This window comes from Bradyrhizobium sp. MOS001 (assembly GCF_004634465.1).
Lineage (GTDB): Bacteria > Pseudomonadota > Alphaproteobacteria > Rhizobiales > Xanthobacteraceae > Bradyrhizobium > Bradyrhizobium barranii.
Genome location: NZ_SPVJ01000015.1, coordinates 99981 through 119322, shown reverse-complemented (window position 1 = coordinate 119322; position 19342 = coordinate 99981). Strand labels below are relative to the sequence as shown.

17 protein-coding genes are annotated in these 19342 nt (G+C 65.0%); 7 read left to right on the top strand and 10 right to left on the bottom strand.

What is annotated here, in order from left to right; translation table 11 throughout:
- The first annotated feature begins 2 nt into the window (after nucleotides 1-2).
- Nucleotides 3-395, top strand: coding sequence for an oxalurate catabolism protein HpxZ (gene hpxZ / locus CT676_RS20460; RefSeq protein WP_071909099.1), 393 nt, complete (start codon nucleotides 3-5; stop codon nucleotides 393-395).
- Between the two features lie 4 nt (nucleotides 396-399).
- On the top strand, nucleotides 400-1122 hold the full coding sequence (locus CT676_RS20455) for a GntR family transcriptional regulator (protein ID WP_071909100.1): 723 nt from the start codon (nucleotides 400-402) through the stop codon (nucleotides 1120-1122).
- A 111-nt stretch (nucleotides 1123-1233) separates the two neighbouring features.
- Here the strand turns inward: CT676_RS20455 and atzF are convergent, their stop codons facing one another.
- Together atzF and CT676_RS20445 are read right to left on the bottom strand one after the other, a co-directional pair.
- On the bottom strand, nucleotides 1234-3039 hold the full coding sequence (gene atzF, locus CT676_RS20450) for an allophanate hydrolase (protein ID WP_085399231.1): 1806 nt from the start codon (nucleotides 3037-3039) through the stop codon (nucleotides 1234-1236).
- Between the two features lie 192 nt (nucleotides 3040-3231).
- Nucleotides 3232-3738 (bottom strand): MarR family winged helix-turn-helix transcriptional regulator, encoded by a 507-nt coding sequence (locus CT676_RS20445; RefSeq protein ID WP_085399232.1) that lies wholly within the window; start codon nucleotides 3736-3738, stop codon nucleotides 3232-3234.
- A gap of 149 nt (nucleotides 3739-3887) precedes the next feature.
- Here CT676_RS20445 and CT676_RS20440 point away from each other — a divergent pair, with 149 nt between their 5' ends.
- The gene (locus CT676_RS20440) at nucleotides 3888-5738 is read left to right on the top strand and encodes a feruloyl-CoA synthase (protein ID WP_167768102.1); all 1851 of its coding nucleotides are present in this window, start codon (nucleotides 3888-3890) and stop codon (nucleotides 5736-5738) included.
- A 347-nt stretch (nucleotides 5739-6085) separates the two neighbouring features.
- On the opposite strand, the gene CT676_RS20435 is transcribed toward CT676_RS20440, so the two are convergent.
- Nucleotides 6086-6592: a MarR family transcriptional regulator gene (locus CT676_RS20435; protein WP_085399233.1), complete on the bottom strand. Its 507-nt coding sequence runs from the start codon at nucleotides 6590-6592 to the stop codon at nucleotides 6086-6088.
- 83 nt (nucleotides 6593-6675) lie between these two features.
- On the opposite strand from CT676_RS20435, the gene CT676_RS20430 reads away from it, so the two are divergent.
- The 3 genes from CT676_RS20430 to CT676_RS20420 are packed head-to-tail and all read left to right on the top strand — an operon-like array spanning nucleotide 6676 to nucleotide 9483.
- Complete coding sequence (locus CT676_RS20430) at nucleotides 6676-7884, top strand: cytochrome P450 (RefSeq protein ID WP_085399234.1); 1209 nt, start codon at nucleotides 6676-6678, stop codon at nucleotides 7882-7884.
- A gap of 12 nt (nucleotides 7885-7896) precedes the next feature.
- Nucleotides 7897-8220 carry a 2Fe-2S iron-sulfur cluster-binding protein gene (locus tag CT676_RS20425; protein WP_085399235.1) on the top strand — a complete coding sequence of 108 codons (324 nt, stop codon included), beginning with the start codon at nucleotides 7897-7899 and terminating at the stop codon, nucleotides 8218-8220.
- Between the two features lie 51 nt (nucleotides 8221-8271).
- Nucleotides 8272-9483, top strand: coding sequence for an ABC transporter substrate-binding protein (locus tag CT676_RS20420; RefSeq protein ID WP_085399257.1), 1212 nt, complete (start codon nucleotides 8272-8274; stop codon nucleotides 9481-9483).
- Between the two features lie 205 nt (nucleotides 9484-9688).
- On the opposite strand, the gene CT676_RS20410 is transcribed toward CT676_RS20420, so the two are convergent.
- Nucleotides 9689-10951: an NAD(P)/FAD-dependent oxidoreductase gene (locus tag CT676_RS20410; RefSeq protein ID WP_135215218.1), complete on the bottom strand. Its 1263-nt coding sequence runs from the start codon at nucleotides 10949-10951 to the stop codon at nucleotides 9689-9691.
- Between the two features lie 300 nt (nucleotides 10952-11251).
- On the opposite strand from CT676_RS20410, the gene CT676_RS20405 reads away from it, so the two are divergent.
- On the top strand, nucleotides 11252-12424 hold the full coding sequence (locus CT676_RS20405; RefSeq protein ID WP_028148067.1) for an ABC transporter substrate-binding protein: 1173 nt from the start codon (nucleotides 11252-11254) through the stop codon (nucleotides 12422-12424).
- A gap of 294 nt (nucleotides 12425-12718) precedes the next feature.
- On the opposite strand, the gene CT676_RS20400 is transcribed toward CT676_RS20405, so the two are convergent.
- The 6 genes from CT676_RS20400 to CT676_RS20375 all read right to left on the bottom strand — a co-directional run bounded on the left by CT676_RS20400 (nucleotide 12719) and on the right by CT676_RS20375 (nucleotide 19311).
- Nucleotides 12719-14590 carry a sugar phosphate isomerase/epimerase and 4-hydroxyphenylpyruvate domain-containing protein gene (locus CT676_RS20400; RefSeq protein WP_085399237.1) on the bottom strand — a complete coding sequence of 624 codons (1872 nt, stop codon included), beginning with the start codon at nucleotides 14588-14590 and terminating at the stop codon, nucleotides 12719-12721.
- A complete protein-coding gene (locus CT676_RS20395) occupies nucleotides 14587-15324 on the bottom strand; it encodes an ABC transporter ATP-binding protein (RefSeq protein ID WP_085399238.1) in 738 nt (245 codons plus the stop codon). The genes CT676_RS20400 and CT676_RS20395 overlap by 4 nt, the downstream gene beginning before the upstream one ends.
- Nucleotides 15325-15333: 9 nt before the next feature.
- A complete protein-coding gene (locus CT676_RS20390) occupies nucleotides 15334-16077 on the bottom strand; it encodes an ABC transporter ATP-binding protein (RefSeq protein WP_085399239.1) in 744 nt (247 codons plus the stop codon).
- On the bottom strand, nucleotides 16074-17072 hold the full coding sequence (locus CT676_RS20385; RefSeq protein WP_135215217.1) for a branched-chain amino acid ABC transporter permease: 999 nt from the start codon (nucleotides 17070-17072) through the stop codon (nucleotides 16074-16076). The genes CT676_RS20390 and CT676_RS20385 overlap by 4 nt, the downstream gene beginning before the upstream one ends.
- Entirely contained in the window at nucleotides 17069-17944 is an 876-nt protein-coding gene (locus CT676_RS20380) for a branched-chain amino acid ABC transporter permease (RefSeq protein WP_063979909.1), read from the bottom strand. The genes CT676_RS20385 and CT676_RS20380 overlap by 4 nt, the downstream gene beginning before the upstream one ends.
- A gap of 236 nt (nucleotides 17945-18180) precedes the next feature.
- Nucleotides 18181-19311, bottom strand: coding sequence for an ABC transporter substrate-binding protein (locus tag CT676_RS20375; protein ID WP_085399240.1), 1131 nt, complete (start codon nucleotides 19309-19311; stop codon nucleotides 18181-18183).
- Between the last annotated feature and the right edge of the window lie 31 nt (nucleotides 19312-19342).

The window sequence follows — 19342 nt, the reverse complement described above, 5'->3', positions numbered from 1 at the left end:
AAATGGAGATCGATCTCCCCGAGGTGATCGCGGAAGTGAAGGCCGCGTTCGATCGCTATGAGCAGGCGCTCGTCACCAATGATGTCGCCGTGCTCGGCGAGCTCTTCCGCAACGATCCCCGCACGCTGCGCTATGGCATCGGCGAGAACCTTTACGGCTATGAGGCGATCTCCGGCTTCCGCGCCGGCCGCTCGCCGGTCGGCCTGAACCGCCGCACCGCGAAAACCGTGATCACCAGCTATGGCCGCGACACGGCCGTGGCCTCCACTCTGTTCTATCGCGACACGGCTCCCGGCAAGGTCGGCCGGCAAATGCAGACCTGGATTCGCTTCGCGGAGGGCTGGCGCGTCGTCGCCGCCCATGTCAGCATCATCGACGAGTCGAAAGAGACCTGATCGTATGACGCTTGACGATCTTCCGCCCGGAACATTGCCGGCCGAGCCGGTGGTGCCGCGCGTCGACCGGGCCCAGCCCAGCCTGCACAAGATCACGCGCGCCGAGGAACTGCGGCTTCAACTCGCCGACGAGATCGTACGCGGAACCCTGGCCCCCGGCGCGCCGCTGGATGAAACCGACATCGCGCGGCGCTTCAGCGTCTCGCGCACGCCGGTCCGCGAGGCGCTGCGGCAGCTGGTGGCGAGCGGCCTCGTCGAATCGCGCGCCCATCGCGGTGCGGTGGTGGCGCAGCCCTCGGTCGAGCGTCTCAAGAGCATGTTCGAGGCCATGGCGGAGCTCGAGGCGCTGTGCGCGGGCCTTGCCGCCGAACGCATGTCGGCCGCCGAGCGCCATGGTCTTGAAGCCATCCACGAAGAGCTGCGCGTTCTCAGCTACGCCGGCAATCCCGATCGCTTCCACGAGGTCAACGAGCGCTTCCACAACGCGATCTATGCGGGATCGCAGAACGGCTACATCGCCGAGATCACGCTGGCGACGCGCGTCCGCGTGCAACCGTTCCGCCGCGCCCAGTTCCGCAACCTCGGCAGATTGGCAAAGTCGCAGGCCGAGCACGATCGCGTCGTCGTCGCCATCATGCGCGGCGACAAGCAGGGCGCTGCGGCTGCGATGCGCGCGCATATCGAGCTGGTGCGCGGCGAGTATGAGATTTACGCGGTGTCGGTGTAGGGCGGCAAACGCGGTACCGTAGGGTGGGCAAAGGCGCAAAGCGCCGTGCCCACCATCTATCCTAACTAATGCTGTTGGTGGGCACGCTACGCTTTGCCCACCCTACGGCAGCTACGCCTTCGCGGCCTCCGCCATGAACTTCCGCCAGCCACCATACGCCGTGATGTCTCGCGCCTCGCCCAGCACCTCCGGCTCGACGAGAAATCCCTTCACGCTGCGGCCATCCGCAAGCCTGATCGTGCCGATCGCCATCGGTGCGGGAATCGCATTGACGAACTTGCCGAAGGCGGATGACGACAGCGACCAGATTTCCAGCTCGATCGACGCGCCCGTGCCCGCCTCGAGGCGCAGCATGCCTGGCTTCGGCGGCGTGGTTTGAAGCGCGTAGAGCTTGTAGTCCGGCGCGGTCTTCGTTGCCTCGATCAGCTTTCCGTTCAGTGCCCGCAATTCGCCGTTCAGCGCCATGCCGGAGAGATGCGCGCCGACGACGGCGATCGGAATCTCGTCACTGCCGTTTGCTGCGAGCGGCGCCAGCGGTGCCTGCGCGACGCCCTTCGCGCCGACGGTCAGCTTCGTATCCGCATGGAATGCACGGCCGATGCTCGCAAGCAGCGCATCGCGCCCCGCAGGCGCGAGCAGCGTGATGCCGAACGGAATGCCGTCGGTGCGCATCGACGCCGGTACCGCGAGGCCACAGAGGTCGAGCAGGTTGACGAAATTGGTGTAGGTGCCGAGCCGGCTGTTGAGCTCGATCGGATTGGCCAGCACCTGGGCGGTCGTATACGCCGTCGGCGCCGTCGGCAGCACCAGCGCGTCGATATTGGCAAACGTCCGCTCGGCGATCTTGCGCAAGCCCTGCAAACGGTAGAGCGCAGAGAAGGTTTCCGCAGCGGTCAGCCGCGCGCCGGCGGCGGTGATCTCGCGCGTCACCGGATGAATCGAATCAGGCGCGGACGCCAGCAGATCCTTGATCACGAGATAACGCTCGGCGACCCACGGCCCCTCATAGAGCAGCCGCGCCGTCTCGTAGAACGGCTCGAGGTCGAACTCGACCAGCTTAGCGCCGAGCGCGGTCCAGCGCTTCAGCGCATCACCGTAAGCGGCTTCCGCCTTCCTGTCGCCGAAGAAGATCAGCTGCCCGTTGCGGGGCACGCCGAGGCGCAAATTCGCGGGGAACGGCGTGATCGCGCCGAGCGGCCGGTCGCGCGAGAACGGATCGGCCTGGTCCGGCCCCGCCATCACGGAGAGTGCCAGCGCAGCATCGTCAACCGTCAAAGCGAATACCGAGATGCAGTCGAGCGTGCGGCAGGCCGGTACGAGGCCAGCAGTCGAGATCATGCCGAGACTCGGCTTCAGCCCGACGATGTTGTTGAGCATCGCCGGCACCCGGCCGCTGCCGGCGGTGTCCGTGCCCAGCGACAGCGGCACGAGTCCGGCACCGACCGCGACTGCCGAGCCCGAGCTCGATCCGCCGGGAATGAGATCCTCGCGGATCGAATTTTTGGGGATGCCATAAGGCGAGCGCACGCCGACGAGGCCGGTTGCGAACTGGTCGAGATTGGTCTTGCCGATGATGATCGCGCCGGCCGCGCGCAGGCGCTCCACCGCGGTCGAATCATGCGTCGGCGTATACGAGAAGGCCGGGCAGGCCGCGGTGGTCGGAAATCCCAGCGCGTCGATATTGTCCTTCACCGCAACCGGCACGCCGTAGAGCGGCAGGCTGGTGGCATCCCTTGCGGCAAGCTTCTCGGCCTCCGCGATCGCGTCCTTCTCGTCGCGCAGGCTGATGAAGATTGCGGGATCGTTGTGATCGCGGATGCGCTGATAGGTTCGCGCGACGGTCTGCGCAGGCGTGATCGTGCCCGCGCGATGCGCGGCCACAATCGCGGCGATCGTTTCAGGCTGCTCAGCCCCCATGGTGACAAAACTCCGGCAACAGGTCTTACCCGGATTGAAGCAAGCGATGTGCCATTGTGTACACAATCCGGGCAGGCGCTATGCTTCGGATATTATCGAAGGATCAGTGGCTTGTAAGATATTTCGAGGATTGTTGGGCCGTCGTGCCAGCGCCCCGATACGGGCAGTTGCGCAAATATTGGGCAGCGTCGATCAGGTGAAGCCGGCGAGGATCTGGAGCAGCCGCTCCCGGTTCTCCTTGCCGATCTTCTCCACGACATGCCGCTCGTGCTCGGCGGCGAGGCGCTTGAATTTGGCAAGCGCCGTCTCCCCCGGTGCGGTGAGGTGCAGCGCGTGGGAGCGGCGGTCCGCCTTCGACTTGACCCGTTTCACCAGCTTGCGCTGTTCGAGGCTGTCGAGCAGATGCACCAGCCGGGCGCGCTCGATGCCGAGACGCTTCGCCACCGCCATCTGCGACAAGCCCGGATTGGCGCCGATGACCGTCAGCACGGAATATTGCGTCGGCTTGATGTCGACCGCGCCGAGCGTCTTGATGAAGTCCTGAAAGATCCAGATCTGGAAGCGCCGCACCGCATAACCGGCGTGCCCGACCAGTGCGTCGAGGCCGATCTCGTCCGCGTCGTTCGGCCGCGCGGCGCCGTTGCCGGCCCGCTTGCGTGGGGAGGGGCGGGGCTCAGTTCGGGCTGCGCTGGCTGTCACGTAATCTCTCCTGCCGTGCAACCTTAGCGCCCCGAAGGCCTGTGCGGAAGATTGTTGTTGACGACAACAATTGTCGTGCCCAACAATATGGCCAAAAGCGGCCCGGAACGAGGCTGCAGCCGATCCCGGATACGGGCGAGGAGGAAACCATGACAACCGCCGCACGCGGTGACGCTTCGAGCCTGTTCGCAACGCCCAAGACCGTCGCCGAGCATCGCGCCGACGGCAGCATCGTGCTGCGCTCGCCAGAGCCCCTGCGCGACGGCGCGCGCTGCATCGGCGACTGGCTGGAGCATTTTGCGCGGCAGACGCCCGATACGATCTTCCTCGCCGAGCGCGACAGCGCCGACACGCCCTGGGCCACCATGACCTACGCGGGTGCCCTGCGGCGTGTGCGCGCGGCGGCGACCTGGATTCTGGCGCAGAGCCTCAGCGCCGGGCGTCCCGTCGTCATCCTCTCCGACAACAGCATCGATCACGCGTTGCTTGCGCTGGCCGCCCAGCATGTCGGCGTTCCCTCGGCCGCGATCTCGCCGGCCTATTCGCTGATGTCGAAAGATTTCGACAAGCTCAAGAGCATGATTTCGCTGCTTCAGCCGGGCGTGATCTATGTCTCGGCGACAAAGCCGTTTGCCGCGGCGCTGGCCGCGATCGAGCCGCTGCACAAGGCGCAGATCATCAGTGGCAATGCCGGCGATGCCGATGCGCTGGCCTTCCGTGACATCGCGGCGACGCCCGAAACGGGCGACGTCGCAAAAGCCCTCGCCGCGGTGACGCCGGATACGATCGCAAAATTCCTGTTCACCTCGGGCTCGACCGGCACGCCGAAAGCAGTCATCAACACCCAGCGCATGCTGACCTCGAGCCAGCAGGCCAAGGCGCAAACTTGGACGTTCCTGGACCAGGCCGACAGCGATCTCATCATTCTCGATTGGCTGCCCTGGAGCCATACCTTCGGCGCCAACCACAATTTCAATCTCGTGCTGCGCAACGGCGGGTCGTTCTATATCGACGGCGGCAAGCCCGCGCCCGGTCTCTTCGCAACGTCACTCGCCAATCTGAAAAGCGTGATGCCGACGGTCTATTTCAACGTGCCGCGCGGCTTCGACATGCTGATCGCAGCGCTGCGCGGCGACGAGGAACTGCGCCGCCGCTTCTTCGGCGAGGTGAAATTCGCCTTCTATGCCGGCGCCGCGCTGCCGCAGAACCTCTGGGACGCGCTCGAGCAGCTTTCGGTGGAGACTGTTGGTCGTCCGCTGCCGATGGTGTCGGCCTGGGGCTCGACCGAGACGTCACCGCTGGCGACCGACTGTCATTTCCTCGCGGAGCGTTCGGGCAATATCGGCGTGCCCATTCCCGGAACCGAGCTGAAGCTCGTCACGTCGGGCGACAAGCTGGAGGTGCGCGTGCGCGGCCCCAATGTCACGCCGGGTTACTGGAAGGCGCCGGAGCTGACGAAGCAGGCTTTCGATGACGAAGGCTTTTATCTGATCGGCGATGCCGTGAAGCTTGCCGATGCGAACAGGCCGGAGCGGGGTCTGTTCTTCGACGGCCGCGTCGCGGAGGACTTCAAGCTCAACTCCGGCACCTGGGTCAGCGTCGGTACGCTGCGCGTGGCCGGCATCGCTGCGCTGGCGCCGCTGGCGCAGGACATCGTCGTCACCGGCCATGGCGGCGACGAGGTGCGCTTCCTGGTGTTCCCGAATATGGCTTCTTGCCGTGCCCATGCCGGCTTGCCCGAGACGGCAGGCGTGAACGATGTGCTCGCGCATGGCAAGGTCAGGACTGCGATCGCGCAGGGCCTGGCGAAGCTGAAGGGGCAGGGCGCCAACTCCTCCGGCCACGCCACGCGCGCGCTGCTGCTCGCCGAGCCGCCGTCGGTCGATGGCGGCGAGATCACCGACAAGGGTTACATCAACCAGCGCGCCGGGCTGACGCGGCGGACCGATGCAGTGGCGCGGGTGAATGATGATGCGTCGGGTGAGTGGATCGGTCTGTAGCCACGGGCAGATCAAGTCAGAGTGAGGCCACGCTCTCTCCACATCGTCATTGCGAGCGCAGCGACGCAATCCAGAATCGTTCCCCGAAGGGGCTCTGGATTGCGTCGCTGCGCTCGCAATGACGGGGATAGAGCTGCCGCCAACTAAGCCAGCTATTCTGCCGCAATATCCTGCATGATTCTTTTGTTGCTTAAGCAACTAATTTGTGCGAACCGTTCCAGACAAGGATGACGGCGGGGGAACCGCTGCGCCTGATCCTGGAGGAAACGATGCTCGGCAGAGAGGGTGCCGCGGGCAAATGCCGGCGTATGCCTGAAGGCGGCGATGCCGCGCGCTTCACGCGCGCGTCAGGTGGTGCTGCTGCCGGTCACTGCGCCGAGATTTTCGTGCAGCCGGCGCAGCAGATCGATCAGCACCTCGCGCTCGTCCTTGCTCAGGCAGGACAACAGCCGCCGCTCGCGCTCGAACGCCGCGACGATCACCCTGTCATGGGTGGCGCGGCCCTTCGCCGTCAGCGAGATCGAATGGGTGCGGCCATCGTTCGGGTCGGTTCGAATCGAGACCAGTCCGCGCTTCTCCAGCCCCGCGAGCGTCCGGCTCACCGGCCCCTTGTCAAAACCGATGACGTGGCAGATCCGCGAGGCGGGAATGCCGGGCTCAATCGCCAGCAGCGACATGATCCGCCATTCCGTGACGTTGACGCCAAACTCGCGCTGGTAGAACGCGGTAGCGCTGTTCGAGAGCTTGTTGGCGATGAAGGTGATGAAAGCCGGGACATAACGGTCGAGATCGAGCGTCGGCCCGGTTTCGGCGGGTGCGGGCCTTTGGCGGGCTCTGGTCGAAGACGGCGGCATATCGGTCTTTTGTCTCGCGGCGTGTCCGAAGACCTAAGGGCAAGCGCGGCCCTTTCACAAGATCAAAATGAGGGAGGACTTCAATGAGCGCACCTGGCTCCGCCGTATCAGGCGTCCCGCATCTCGACGTCGATCCCTTCGACATGAATTTTTTCGCCGACCCCTATCCCACGCACGAGCTGCTGCGGGAGGCAGGTCCGGTCGTCTATCTCGACAAGTGGAACGTCTACGGCGTGGCACGCTATGCCGAGGTCCACGCCGTGCTGAACGATCCCGCGACGTTCTGCTCCAGCCGCGGCGTCGGCCTCTCCGATTTCAAGAAGGAGACGCCGTGGCGGCCGCCGAGCCTGATCCTCGAGGCCGATCCGCCCGCGCATACGCGGACCCGCGCCGTACTCTCGAAGGTGCTGTCGCCGACCGTGATGAAGCAGGTGCGCGACCGCTTTGCCGCGGCGGCCGAGGAGCGGGTGGACGCGCTGATCGAAAGGCGCAGCTTCGACGCGATCGCCGACCTCGCCGAGGCCTATCCGCTCTCGATCTTCCCGGATGCGCTCGGGCTGAAATCCGAGGGGCGCGAGCATCTGATTCCCTACGCGAGCGTCGTGTTCAACGCATTCGGGCCGCCCAATGAGCTGCGCCGGGAGGCGATTGCGCGTTCGACGCCCCATCAAGCCTATGTTGCCGAGCAGTGCCAGCGCGAGAACCTTGCGCCCGGCGGCTTCGGCGCCTGCATTCATGCCCAGGTCGACGAGGGCGCGATCACGGCCACCGAAGCGCCGCTGCTGGTGCGCTCGCTGCTGTCGGCTGGTCTCGACACCACTGTCAACGGGATCGGCGCGGCCGTCTATTGCCTCGCGCGCTTCCCCGAACAATGGCAGCGCCTGCGCGGCGATCTCACGCTCGCGCGGAGCGCCTTCGAGGAAGCGGTTCGTTTCGAAAGCCCGGTGCAGACCTTCTTCCGCACCACCACACGTGAGGTCGAGCTGTCAGGCGCGACGATCGGCGAAGGTGAGAAGGTGCTGATGTTCCTTGCCGCCGCCAATCGCGATCCGCGCCGCTGGGACAAGCCCGACAGCTACGACGTCACGCGCCGCTCGTCCGGCCATGTCGGTTTCGGCTCCGGCATCCACATGTGCGTCGGCCAGCTCGTCGCGCGCCTCGAGGGCGAAGTGATGTTGACGGCGCTGGCGCGGCGTATCGCGAAGATCGAGATCACGGGCGAGCCGAAACGCCGCTTCAACAACACGCTGCGCGGGCTCGACAGCCTGCCGGTCACCATCACCCCGGCCTGACGAGGAGCCTTGATGCCCGCCATCACTTTCATCCATGCCGACGGCAAGTCCGATCGTGTCGAAACCTCAGGCGACGAAAGCGCCATGCAGGCCGCGACCCGCCATGGTCTCGACGGCATCCTGGCCGAGTGCGGTGGCAATGCCATGTGTGCGACCTGCCACGTCTATATCGACGCAGCCTGGCTCGCGCGCCTGTCCGCGATGGCTGATGACGAATACGCGCTGCTCGACGGCACCGCCGCCGAGCGGCTGCCGAACAGCCGGCTGGCCTGCCAGATCATGATTACGCCCGCGCTCGACGGGCTGGTGCTGAGATTGCCGGAACGGCAGGTCTGATTCCAGAACGTGCCGGCGGCGACCGGCGCGACACACAAAGGGGAGGGAACGATGAAACACCTGAAATGGACGCTTGCGCTCGCGGCGAGCCTGGTAAGCGGCGCGGCAAGCGCCGAGATCTCCGACAATGTCGTGCGCGTCGGCGTGCTCAACGACATCTCGGGCATCTTCCAGGACACCAACGGCATGGGCTCGGTCGAAGCTGCGCGGATGGCGGCCGAGGACTTCAACGGCGGCGGCAAGAACATCAAGGTCGAGATCGTCTATGCCGACCACCAGAACAAGGCCGATGTCGGCAACGCGATCGCGCGCAAATGGCTCGATGTCGAGGGTGTCGATGCCATCGTCGACGTGCCGAATTCGGCCGTCGGCCTCTCCATCAACACGCTGCTGCGCGACAGCCGCATGACCTTCCTGGCGTCGTCCACGGCGAGCTCGGATCTCACCGGCAAGGCCTGCTCGCCCAACACGATCCAATGGGTCAACGATGCCTGGGCGACCGGCAACACCACCGCGGCTGCGATGATGGCGCGCGGCGGCAAGGACTGGTATTTCCTCACGGTCGACTATGCGCTCGGCAAGGGCATCGAGGCGGAGGCGCAGAAATACATCGAGGCGCACGGCGGCAAGGTGCTCGGTTCCTCGAAACATCCGCTCGGCACCTCCGATTTCGCCTCCTTCCTGTTGCAGGCGCAGGGCTCGAAAGCGCAGGTGATCGGCCTTGCGAATGCCGGCGGCGACACCATCAACGCGGTGAAGCAGGCTGCCGAGTTCGGCATCCAGCAAGGCGGGCAGAAGCTCGTCGCGTTCCTGCTCTTCATCAACGACGTCCATGGCATGGGTATCAAGGTCGCCCAGGGCCTCCAGCTCATGGAAGCGTTTTACTGGGACATGAACGATGATACCCGCGCGTTTGCCAAACGCTTCGCCGCGCGACCCGGCATGAACGGCAAGATGCCGAGCGGCAACCAGGCCGGCGTCTATGCCTCGACGCTCGCTTATCTGAACGCGGTCGCCGCGACCGGCAGCGACAATGCGAAGGACGCCGTGCCCGAGATGAAGAAGTTCAGGGGTAAGGACAAGCTGTTCGGCGACACCACGATCCGCCAGGACGGCCGCGTCGTGCATCCCATGTATCTGTTCGAGGTGAAGAAGCCGGAGGAGTCGAAATATCCGTACGACTATTACAAGCTGGTCTCGACGATCCCCGCGGACCAGGCGTTTAGGCCGATGACGGAGGGCGGATGTGAGTTGGTGAAGTAGGCAACAGCGTAGCCGCGAGCGCGGTCTTCCTTCACCTCTCCCCGCTTGCGGGGAGAGGTCGGATCGCCCCCGGCGATGCGTAGCATCGTCCGGCGCGATCCGGGTGAGGGGGTACAGGTCTATCGACGATCTCGCGTGTGGAGAGAAGCCCCTCACCCCAACCCTCTCCCCGTAAGAACGGGGAGAGGGAGAAGAGGCAGCGTCCCTACGCCACCTTGCTACTCCCCTGCGTGATCAACCGCGCCGCGCGCTGGTCGCGGGCGTAGATCCAGAGCCAGCTCAGGGCGACGCTGAGGCGGTGGCGCAGCCCGATCAGGAAGTAGATGTGGGCGATGCCCCAGATCCACCATGCGATGGTGCCGCGCAGTTTGACCTTGCCGAAATCGATCACGGCGAGCCGCTTGCCGATCTGTGCGAGGCTGCCGGAGTGCTTGTAGCGGAATGCACCTTTATTCTCGCCACGCAGGCGCGCCTTGATGGTCTCGGCGACATGCCGGCCCTGCTGCTTGGCGGCCGGCGCGATGCCGGGCACCGGCTTGCCGTCCCAGGCGTTGATCAAGACGGTGTCGCCGATCGCAAAGATTTCGGGATGACCAGGTATCGTCAGGTCGTCTTGGACCTCCACGCGCCCGGCGCGATCGCTTGGCGCGCCCAGCCATTCGGCGGCGGGCGAAGCGCGCACGCCGGCGGCCCAGATCCGCGTCTTTGCCTCAAGCAGCTTGCCGCCGAACACGACGCCCTCACGGTTGATCTCGGTGACGGCCTGGCCCAGCACGACCTCGACGCCGATCTTTTCCAGCGAGGCCTGCGCATAGGCCGAGAGATCATCGGGGAAGCCTGCGAGCACGCGCGGTCCGGCCTCGATCAGCACCACGCGTGCCTTGTGGGTGTCGATGTTGCGGAAGTCGGCGGGGAGCGTGTGGTGCGCCATTTCGGCGATGGTGCCGGCGAGCTCGACGCCGGTCGGGCCGGCGCCGACGATGACGAAGGTCAGCCGCGCCGCGCGTTTGGCCGGATCGGTCTCGCGCTCGGCGCGCTCGAATGCCACCAGGATGTGACGGCGCAGCGTGGTCGCGTCTTCCAGCGTCTTCAGGCCGGGGGCGAACTGCTCCCACTCGTCATGGCCGAAATAGGCATGGCGGGCGCCGGTGGCGAGCACCAGCGTGTCGTAGGGCACCTCGCTGCCGTCGTCGATCAGCACGCAGCGCCGGTCGGCGTCGACGCCACTCACCGTCGCAAACAGGGTCGTCACCTCGCGCCGGTCGCGCATCAGGTGCCGGACCGGCCAGGCGATTTCGCTGGTCGCGAGCGAGGCGGTCGCGACCTGATAGAGCAGCGGCTGAAACAGATGGTGGTTGCGGCGGTCGATCAGGGTGATCTCGACCGGGCTGCCGGCGAGCCGGTAGGTCGCCTCCAGCCCGCCGAAGCCGGCTCCGACGATGACGACGCGGTGGGGATTTGCGGCCATGATAACACCCTCGAATCTCGCTGCTGCTCTCCTTCATGTAAGTGCGCATTGGGCGCCGTAGTCCAATAGCCGTCATCAATCGCGGCATAGGCTGGGCGTATCGTCATCCCGCGAAAAAGCGCCGCAGCCTTGGACGAAGTGAGTAGAATTATATTTCTTGCCATCCTCGATTGGGGCGAAATATGGTGCAGGGGCGGGCGCTGAGCCATTGGCGGCGCGACAGATTTTACGTTCAATAGAGACAGACCCGGGGCGGCGATCACCCCGTTTCCGGGATCAATAATAAGGAGGGGAGTGGTTATGAGGACGGCATTCTGGCTGGCGGGCGCAGCGGCGCTGGTGCTGGCAAATCAGGCTTTCGCCGGCGACACCATCAAGATCGGCTTCGTTTCGACCTTCAGCGGCCCGACCGCCGTGATCGGCAACGACATGCGCAACTCCTTCGAGCTCGCGCTGGATCACATCGGCCGCAAGATGGACGGCAAGCCGGTCGAGGTGATCTACGAGGACGACGGGCAGAAGCCCGATGTCGGCAAGCAGAAGACCGAGAAGCTGGTGCAGTCCGACAAGGTCGATTTCATCGTCGGCTACATCTGGTCGAACGTGCTCCTGGCCTCGCTCAAGACCGCGGTGGATTCGCAGACCTTCCTGATCTCGGCCAATGCCGGTCCGTCGCAGCTCGCCGGCGAACTGTGCTCGCCTTACGTGTTCTCGACCTCCTGGCAGAACGACCAGACGCCCGCCGCCATGGGCCTCTACATGAACCAGAAGGGCGTCAAGAGCGTGTTCCTGATCGGGCCGAACTACGCGGCCGGCAAGGACATGCTCGCGGGCCTGAAGAGCACGTTCAAGGGAGAGGTCAAGGGCGAGGAATACACGGTCTGGCCGAGCCAGCTCGATTTCTCCGCCGAGCTCTCCAAGGCGCGCGCCTCGGGCGCCGAGTCGATCTTCGTATTCTATCCCGGTGCGGCCGGCGTGCAGTTCCTCAATCAATATGCGCAGGCCGGCCTGAAGAGCACGATGCCGCTCTACACCGCCTTCACGGTCGACGAGCTCTCGCTCCCGCTCCAGAAGGAGAACGCGCTCGGCGTGCCCGGCGCGCAGGAATGGGTCAACGACCTCCCGAACGAGCAGAACAAGCGCTTCGTCGCCGACTACCGCAAGAAGTACCCCAATCTGCGCCCGACCTATTATGGCGCGCAGGCCTATGACGCGGCCCAGCTCATCAACAGCGCGGTGGTCGCGGTGAAGGGCGACACCAGCAAGAAGGACGCGATGAAGGCCGAGATGGAGAAGGCCAACTTCAAGTCGCTGCGCGGCCCGTTCAAATACGGCAAGAACCACATCCCGGTGCAGAGCTTCTATCTCCAGGACGTGGTCAAGGACGGCGAAGGCCAGCTCTCGCTGAAGACGGTCGCGACGATCGTGGAGAACGACCAGGATCGCTTCCACGACAAGTGCGCGATGAAGTGAGCTGATGCCTCTTCCCCTCTCCCCGCCTGCGGGGAGAGGGTCAGGGTGAGGGGGAGTCTCCGCGGGGACGAAGGTCGTTGTATTCCTCGATAGTCCCCACATCGTCATTGCGAGCGCAGCGAAGCAATCCAGACTGTCTCCGCGGAGGGACTCTGGATTGCTTCGCTGCGCTCGCAATGACGTGTTGAGAGAGCGTTGCTCCTGGGGGACATATGACTCGCGGAGAGTCCCCCTCACCCGGAATTTGCCACCGCAAATTCCGGCCTCTCCCCGCAGGCGCGGAGAGGCGAAGACCTACACCCGCGGCATGCTCGCAGGCCTTACCTCGCGGGCCTGCGCCGCGAGCCTGATCCCGGCATTGGCTGCCCCAAATCCCTGATAATCCCGTCGCTCCACGATCTCGAAGAAGAAGCGCTCATCGAAGATGTGGGTGTAGACCTGGAAGAACTCGCCGTCGCCTTCGCGGTCGTAGAGGATGTGGTTGGCGCGCAGCTGCGCCATCAGGTCGGGCGCGAGGTCGTATTTGGCTTCGATGTCGTCGTAGTAGTTATCAGGGATATCCAGGAAATCCGCGCCACGCTTGCGCATCGCGGCGACCGTCGCAAAAATATCCCGGCAGGAGAACGCGACGTGCTGCACGCCCGAGCCGAAGAACTCCGAGATGAAGCGCGCCGGCAGGGTGCGGTTGGCGGATGAGCCGTTGAGCACGAAGCGCAGGCTCTGGTCGGCGTTGATGACCGCCTGGCTCTGCACGAGGCCACGCGGGTCGGCGATCTCCATCTGCGGCAGCCGCTTCAGGTCGAGAATGCCGGTGTAGAACAGCAGCCAGGACAGCATCTCGTCGTAGGGCATCGACTGCGCGATGTGATCGACGGCGAGCAGGGCGTCGGCGTTCGCGTCACTTGCGACCGGCTCGAAATCGGTATCCCAGTTCTTGCCGGCCTGATCGAGGAAATAGAGCAGGCTGCCGCCGACGCCATGGATCGCGGGAATCTCCAGCTCGCCCGGCCCGACCGGCTGGTAGAAGGTGCGCGTCTTCAGCGCTTCGGCGCGCTGCATGGCAAGACCGGCATTGTCGACGTCGAGCGCGATCGCGCAGACGCCGGGGCCGTGCGTGACGTAGTGCGAATGCGCAAAGCCGTCGGTCTCACAATTGATCACGAGCTCGACCTTGCCCTGCGACCAGCGCTCCACGGCCTTGCTGCGATGCTTGCCGGTCTTGCGGAAGCCCAGCTGCGCGAAGAGGCGGGCGAGGTCGACCGCCTTGGTCTCGTTGACGGCAAACTCGATGAAGCCGGTGCCATGGCTCTTCGCCTTCGGCGCCAGCGGCTCGCTGACAAGCTTCGGCCAATCCGGTGCAAGCTGATCCTCCAGCAGGATCAGCGAACGCAGGCCGTCGACCGCGGTCTGCGCGGACGAGCCGGCGCGGAACTGGTCGTTGAAGATTTCGAGCGACAGCGGCCCGGCATAGCCGGTCGCTGCGATGGCCTGCATGAATTCACCGACCGGCAGATCGCCCTGGCCGGGGAAGGAGCGGAAGTGCCGGCTCCACGAGAGGATGTCGAGCTCGAGCTTCGGCGCGTCGGCGAGCTGCACCAGAAAGATCTTGTCGCCGGGGATCGAGGCCATGGCGCGAACCGGAAAGCCGGGCGCGAGCGCGTGAAAACTGTCGAGAATGACGCCGATCGCGGGATGATCGGCGCGCCGCACGATCTCCCAGGCATCGCGGTAGTCGTTGACATGGCGGCCCCAGGCCAACGCCTCGTAACCGACTCGCAACCCACGCTTGGCCGCGCGTTCGCCCAGTTCGCGAAAATCGTCCGCGGCGCGATCGATGCCGCCGAGCGAGGCGGGCGAGACGTTGGAGCAGATCAGCAGCAGGTCGGTGCCGAGCTCCTGCATCAGGTCGAACTTGCGCTCGGCGCGAGCAAAGTTGCGCGTCCGCTGCGGCTCCGGCATGCCCTCGAAATCGCGGAACGGCTGGAATGCGCAAATCTCGAGATTGAGATCCTTGCACAGCTGCGCTACCTCGCGCGGACTTGCGCCGAACGACAGCAGATCGTTCTCGAAAATCTCGACCGAGTCGAACCCGGCTGATGCGATGGCGCGGAGCTTCTCGTCCAGGCTGCCAGAGAGCGAGACGGTCGCGATCGAACGCTTGTTCATGCTGCGTTGTCCTCCATGGCGCCGCCGAGAAAGAGCTGGCCGATGCGCGGATCGTTCAGAATGCGCTTCGCGCCGTCGACCATGCGGGTCTGGCCGAGCTCGAGCACGATTCCGATGTCGGAAATCTCCAGCGCCGAGCGCGCATTCTGCTCGATCATCAGGATGGTGACACCGCGGTCGCGCAAGCCTTTCAGGATGTCGAAGGTCTGCTGCACCATCAGCGGCGACAGGCCAATTGAGGGCTCGTCGATCAGCACGAGCTTGGGCTCGAGCAGCAGCGAGCGCGCGATCTCGAGCTGCTTCTGCTCGCCGCCGGAGAGCGTGGAGGCCTGCTGCGCCGACTTGCGGCGCAGCGCGGGAAACAGGTCGAGCGCGGCTTCGATCCGTGCGGACAGGTCGATGCCCTTGCCGGCGGAGACGCCGCCGAGCTCGATATTGTGGCGCACCGACAGTTCGGGAAAGATGTTGCGGCCCTGTGGCACGTAGCAGATGCCGGCATTGAGCAGCGCGCGCTGGCTCAAATTGGTGACGTCGCGGCCCGCAAAGCTGATCTTGCCTTCGCGCAGCTTCAACAGGCCGAAGATCGCCTTGAACACGGTCGACTTGCCGGCACCGTTGGGGCCGATGATGGTGGTGATGGTCGCCTGCGGCACGGCAAACGTCGTGCCGTTCAAAATCGTCATCTTGCCGTAGCCGCCGACGAGATTGTGAACCGAGAGGATCGGGTCGCTCATGATGGCTTCCTAATGTCCGAGATAGGCTTCGATCACGGCGGGATTTTTCCGCACTTCGTCCGGCCGCCCCATCGCCAGCACCTTGCCTTCCGCCATCACCATCACGCGCGAGCACAGCGACATCACGAATTCCATGTTGTGCTCGATCACGACGAAGGTGGCGTTCTTCTCGCGGTTGATCGCGACCAGGCGATCCTTCAGGTCCGACAGCATCGACGGGTTGACGCCGCCGGCGGGCTCGTCGAGCAGGACGAGGCGCGGCCCGCCCATGAAGGCCATCGCGGCATCGAGCAGTTTTTGCTGGCCATAGGAGAGCCCGCCGGCCGGCTCGTCGGCGAGATGGTCGAGCTTGAAGAAGCCGATCATCTGGTTGGCGGCCTCGGTCAGCCCGGCATCGGAGCGGCCGACCAGGCGCGAGGCCATGTTGCCCTGGTGCTCCTGCCCCGCGAGGATCAGGTTCTCGCGCACCGAGAGCTTTGGGAAGACCTGCAAGAGCTGGAAGGTGCGGCTGACCCCGAGCTTGTTGAGCTCGGCGGGACGCAGGCCCGTGACCACCTTGCCGTCGAGCTTGACCTCGCCGCCTGATGGTGTGAGCTGGCCGAGGATGCAGTTGAACAGGGTCGACTTGCCGCAGCCGTTCGGGCCGATCAGGCCGAGGATCTCGCCCTCGCGGACGTCGAATGAGACGCCGTCGACCGCGCTGATGCCGCCGAAATTCTTCTTGATGCCGGTGACTTCCAGGACCGCGCTCATTGCACCGTCTCCAGCCGGGACTTTGCAACGGCCCGCAGTGCGGAGGCCGCCTTGGTGCGGCGCTCGGCGAGGTAGCGATCGAGAATCCCCAGAATGCCGGTCGGCGACCAGATCAAGAGAAGCATCACTGCGACCGCGTAGAGCATCAGATAATACCCTTCCGTGAAGCGCAGCCATTCCGGCAACAGCACCGCGATCATCGCGCCGAGGAAGGGGCCGAAGTAGAAGCCGGCACCGCCGACGATCACCATCATCAAGAGGTCGAGCGAGAGCGACAGGTTGAACGGCACGGGATCGATATATTGCGTCAGCGGCGCATAGAGCGCGCCGGCGACGCCGCCGAGCGCCGAGCCGATCGCGAACGCCATCAGCGTATAGCGCCTTGTGTCCACGCCGAGCGACTGCGCGCGCAGCGGATTTTCGCGCAATGCCATGAAGGCACGGCCCCAGGGCGAGCGGATCAGCCACCACACCGCGAGCGACACGATCGCAAGCGAGCCGAGGCAGACATAGTAGAAGGGTAGCGGCTTGTTGGTCGCGATGCCGAAGATGTGCGGCCGGGGAATGTTGGAGATGCCGTAGATGCCGCCGGTGAGCCAGCTTTCGTTGCGGAACACCAGGAAGGCGAGGGTGGAGAAGGCGAGGGTGACGAAGGCGAGGTAATGGTGCTGCACGCGCAGCGCCGGATAGCCGAGCACCCAGCCGACCGCGAAGCTCAAGGCAATCGCGACCACGATCGCCGCCGGCAGCGGCCAGCCATGGGTCGTCATGATCGCTGCCGCATAGGCGCCGATCCCGACGAAGGCGCCTTGCGCCAGCGAGACCTGGCCGGCATAGCCGAGTGTCAAATTGAGCCCCATCGCGGCGATGCTCATCACCGCCCACTGGCTCAGGATGAACAGGCCGTAGCGGTTGAAATTCATGGGGACGATGATCAGGCCGGCAATGACGATGAGGCCGGGCGCGATCTTCAACGGTTTGGCGAAGCCGCTCATACGGTGCGCTCCTCGGCGCGGCCGAGCAAGCCCTGCGGCCGGAACAGGATGACAGCGATCAGGAAGATCATCGGAACGGCGGCGCGGTACTGCGTCGAGACATAGGCGGCTGCGAGATTGTCGAGCACGCCGATCAGGAGGCCGCCGGCGATGGCGCCGCGCACCTGGTTGAAGCCGCCGACGATCGCGGCGATGAAGGCGGCCTGGCCGAGCACCTCGCCGGAGGAGAACTTTGCGAGGTAGATCGGCGTGATCAAAAGCGACGCCAGCGCGACCAGGAAGGCGTTGATCAGGAACGTCAGCAGGATCATGCGCTCGACCGGCACGCCGATGATGCGCGCCACCGTCGGGTTCTGCGCCGCCGCCTGCATCTGGTGACCGAGCGAAGTGCGGTTGAGAAGGCTCGTCAGGCCGAAGACGGCAAGAATGGCGAGGACGAGGACGCCGATGCTTTGCAGCGATACGGCATGTCCAAGAATGGAAATATCGCCGGTCGGCACGATCGAGGGGAAGGGCGAGGCCTCCGCGCTGAAGAACTGCTTCACGGCCTCCTTGATGCCGATCGCGAGCGCCATCGTCGCGATCGCCAGCGGCAGCACGCCATGGCGCATCATCGGATCGACCAGCAGCATCTTGAAGGCGAGGCCCAGCAGGAGCATCGAGAGCAGGATGCCGAGGATGATCGCGAGCCAGAACGGCGCGCCGGCATGCATCGCCGCCAGCATCAGGAACGCCGGCAGCATCACGAACTCGCCTTGCGCGAAATTGATGGTCTGCGAGGTCTGCCACAGTAGCGTGAAGCCGACCGCGACCAGCGCATAGATCGCACCGGTGGCTAGTCCCGCGACCAGAAGATCGAACAGATTGGACATTTTCCCCTCTCGTGTCCCTACCGCCGCTCTGTCGTCTCCCTCGCCCCGTTCTTACGGGGAGAGGGCGGGGGTGAGGGGCTGTCTCCGCAAGCTCATCTCTCACCGTCTGCGCAGAAGCACCCCTCACCCCAACCCTCTCCCCGCGAAGAGCGGGGCGAGGGAGAGGAGAGACCTCTCCCTGGGTCCGCCTTCGCTGAAGCTTCGGCGGGACGGGCGCGGGGAGAGGCGAAAAAGCCTCACTTCACCTTCGGCAGGACCTGCTTCACCACCTGCTTGCCTTCGACCACCTCGACCAGAAAGCTCTGCCGGTCGATGTCGCCGGTCTCGCTGAAGGTGACGTCCATCAGGATGCCCGGCTCGTCCGCGGCCTTGATGGTCAGGCCGTGCAGCGTGTCGGCGAACGCCTTGCTGTCGACCTTGCCCATCTTCTCGGTGGTGGCCTTCACCATGTAGACGGCGAGATAGCCCTTCAGGCCGTTATGGTCGGGCACGTAATTGTACTTCTTGGCGAACTTGTCGCGGAACGCCTTGATCAGGTCGACCGGTGCGTCCGTGGTGAGGCCGACATGGCCGCGCGCACCGTTGGCGGCATCGCCGGCGAGCTCGATCACCTTCTGGCCGATCAGCGTGGTCTCGCCCATCAGCGGCGCGGTGACGCCCTGGCGCTTCAGCTCTTTCAGGATGCGCGCGCTCTCTTCTTCATTCAGGTAGACGAACACCGCGTCGGGATTGGCGGCCTTGATCTTGCCGACGTCGGCGGCGAAGTCGGCTTGGCCTGCTTCGGTCGAGAGGTCGGCGACCACCTTGGAGCCAAGACGGTCGAGTTCCTTCACGACGACGTCGCGGCCGCCGCGGCCGAAGTCGTTGTTGACCCAGACCACCGCGACCGTCTTCGCCTTCATGTCGTCGTGGATGTATTTTGCGACCTTCGGCATCGACGACTGCTGGCCGAACGAGGTGCGGAACAGGAATTTGTTGCCACCTTGCGTCAGTTCGGCGGCTTCGCCGCCCATGATCTGCGCGATGCCGGCTTCGGCCGCGAGTGGCGCCGTCACCTTGACCGAGCCGGAATAGCCGGGCCCGAGCAGGACATAGGGCTCGGCGTCGAGCGCCTTCTGCACCTGGGCGCGGGCAACGCCGGGGTTGGACTGCGAATCGGCGTGGCTGACCTCCAACTTGCGTCCGAGCACGCCGCCCTTGGCGTTGATCTCCTCGATCGCGAGGTCGATGCCGTTCTTCCAGTTGGTGCCGACGGTGGCGCCGCCGCCCGAGAGTTCGGCGACGTCGGCGAGCTTGATCGCCTGCGCGTGGACGCTGGTTGCAGTCGCGAAGGCAAGCAAGGCGCCTGCCACTAGGGTCGATTTCATGGTCACTCCTCCCATTTTTCGTTGATGTTGT

Coding starts and splice junctions, on each gene's coding strand:
- CT676_RS20380 (WP_063979909.1), bottom strand. CDS start 17,944: ATGTCCAATCTGTTCGATCTTCTGGTCGCGGGACTAGCCACCGGTGCG.
- CT676_RS20435 (WP_085399233.1), bottom strand. CDS start 6,592: ATGCCGCCGTCTTCGACCAGAGCCCGCCAAAGGCCCGCACCCGCCGAA.
- atzF (WP_085399231.1), bottom strand. CDS start 3,039: ATGGGGGCTGAGCAGCCTGAAACGATCGCCGCGATTGTGGCCGCGCAT.
- CT676_RS20410 (WP_135215218.1), bottom strand. CDS start 10,951: ATGGCCGCAAATCCCCACCGCGTCGTCATCGTCGGAGCCGGCTTCGGC.
- CT676_RS20390 (WP_085399239.1), bottom strand. CDS start 16,077: ATGAGCGCGGTCCTGGAAGTCACCGGCATCAAGAAGAATTTCGGCGGC.
- CT676_RS20405 (WP_028148067.1), top strand. CDS start 11,252: ATGAGGACGGCATTCTGGCTGGCGGGCGCAGCGGCGCTGGTGCTGGCA.
- CT676_RS20455 (WP_071909100.1), top strand. CDS start 400: ATGACGCTTGACGATCTTCCGCCCGGAACATTGCCGGCCGAGCCGGTG.
- CT676_RS20395 (WP_085399238.1), bottom strand. CDS start 15,324: ATGAGCGACCCGATCCTCTCGGTTCACAATCTCGTCGGCGGCTACGGC.
- hpxZ (WP_071909099.1), top strand. CDS start 3: ATGGAGATCGATCTCCCCGAGGTGATCGCGGAAGTGAAGGCCGCGTTC.
- CT676_RS20375 (WP_085399240.1), bottom strand. CDS start 19,311: ATGAAATCGACCCTAGTGGCAGGCGCCTTGCTTGCCTTCGCGACTGCA.
- CT676_RS20430 (WP_085399234.1), top strand. CDS start 6,676: ATGAGCGCACCTGGCTCCGCCGTATCAGGCGTCCCGCATCTCGACGTC.
- CT676_RS20420 (WP_085399257.1), top strand. CDS start 8,272: ATGAAACACCTGAAATGGACGCTTGCGCTCGCGGCGAGCCTGGTAAGC.
- CT676_RS20425 (WP_085399235.1), top strand. CDS start 7,897: ATGCCCGCCATCACTTTCATCCATGCCGACGGCAAGTCCGATCGTGTC.
- CT676_RS20385 (WP_135215217.1), bottom strand. CDS start 17,072: ATGAGCGGCTTCGCCAAACCGTTGAAGATCGCGCCCGGCCTCATCGTC.
- CT676_RS20400 (WP_085399237.1), bottom strand. CDS start 14,590: ATGAACAAGCGTTCGATCGCGACCGTCTCGCTCTCTGGCAGCCTGGAC.
- CT676_RS20440 (WP_167768102.1), top strand. CDS start 3,888: ATGACAACCGCCGCACGCGGTGACGCTTCGAGCCTGTTCGCAACGCCC.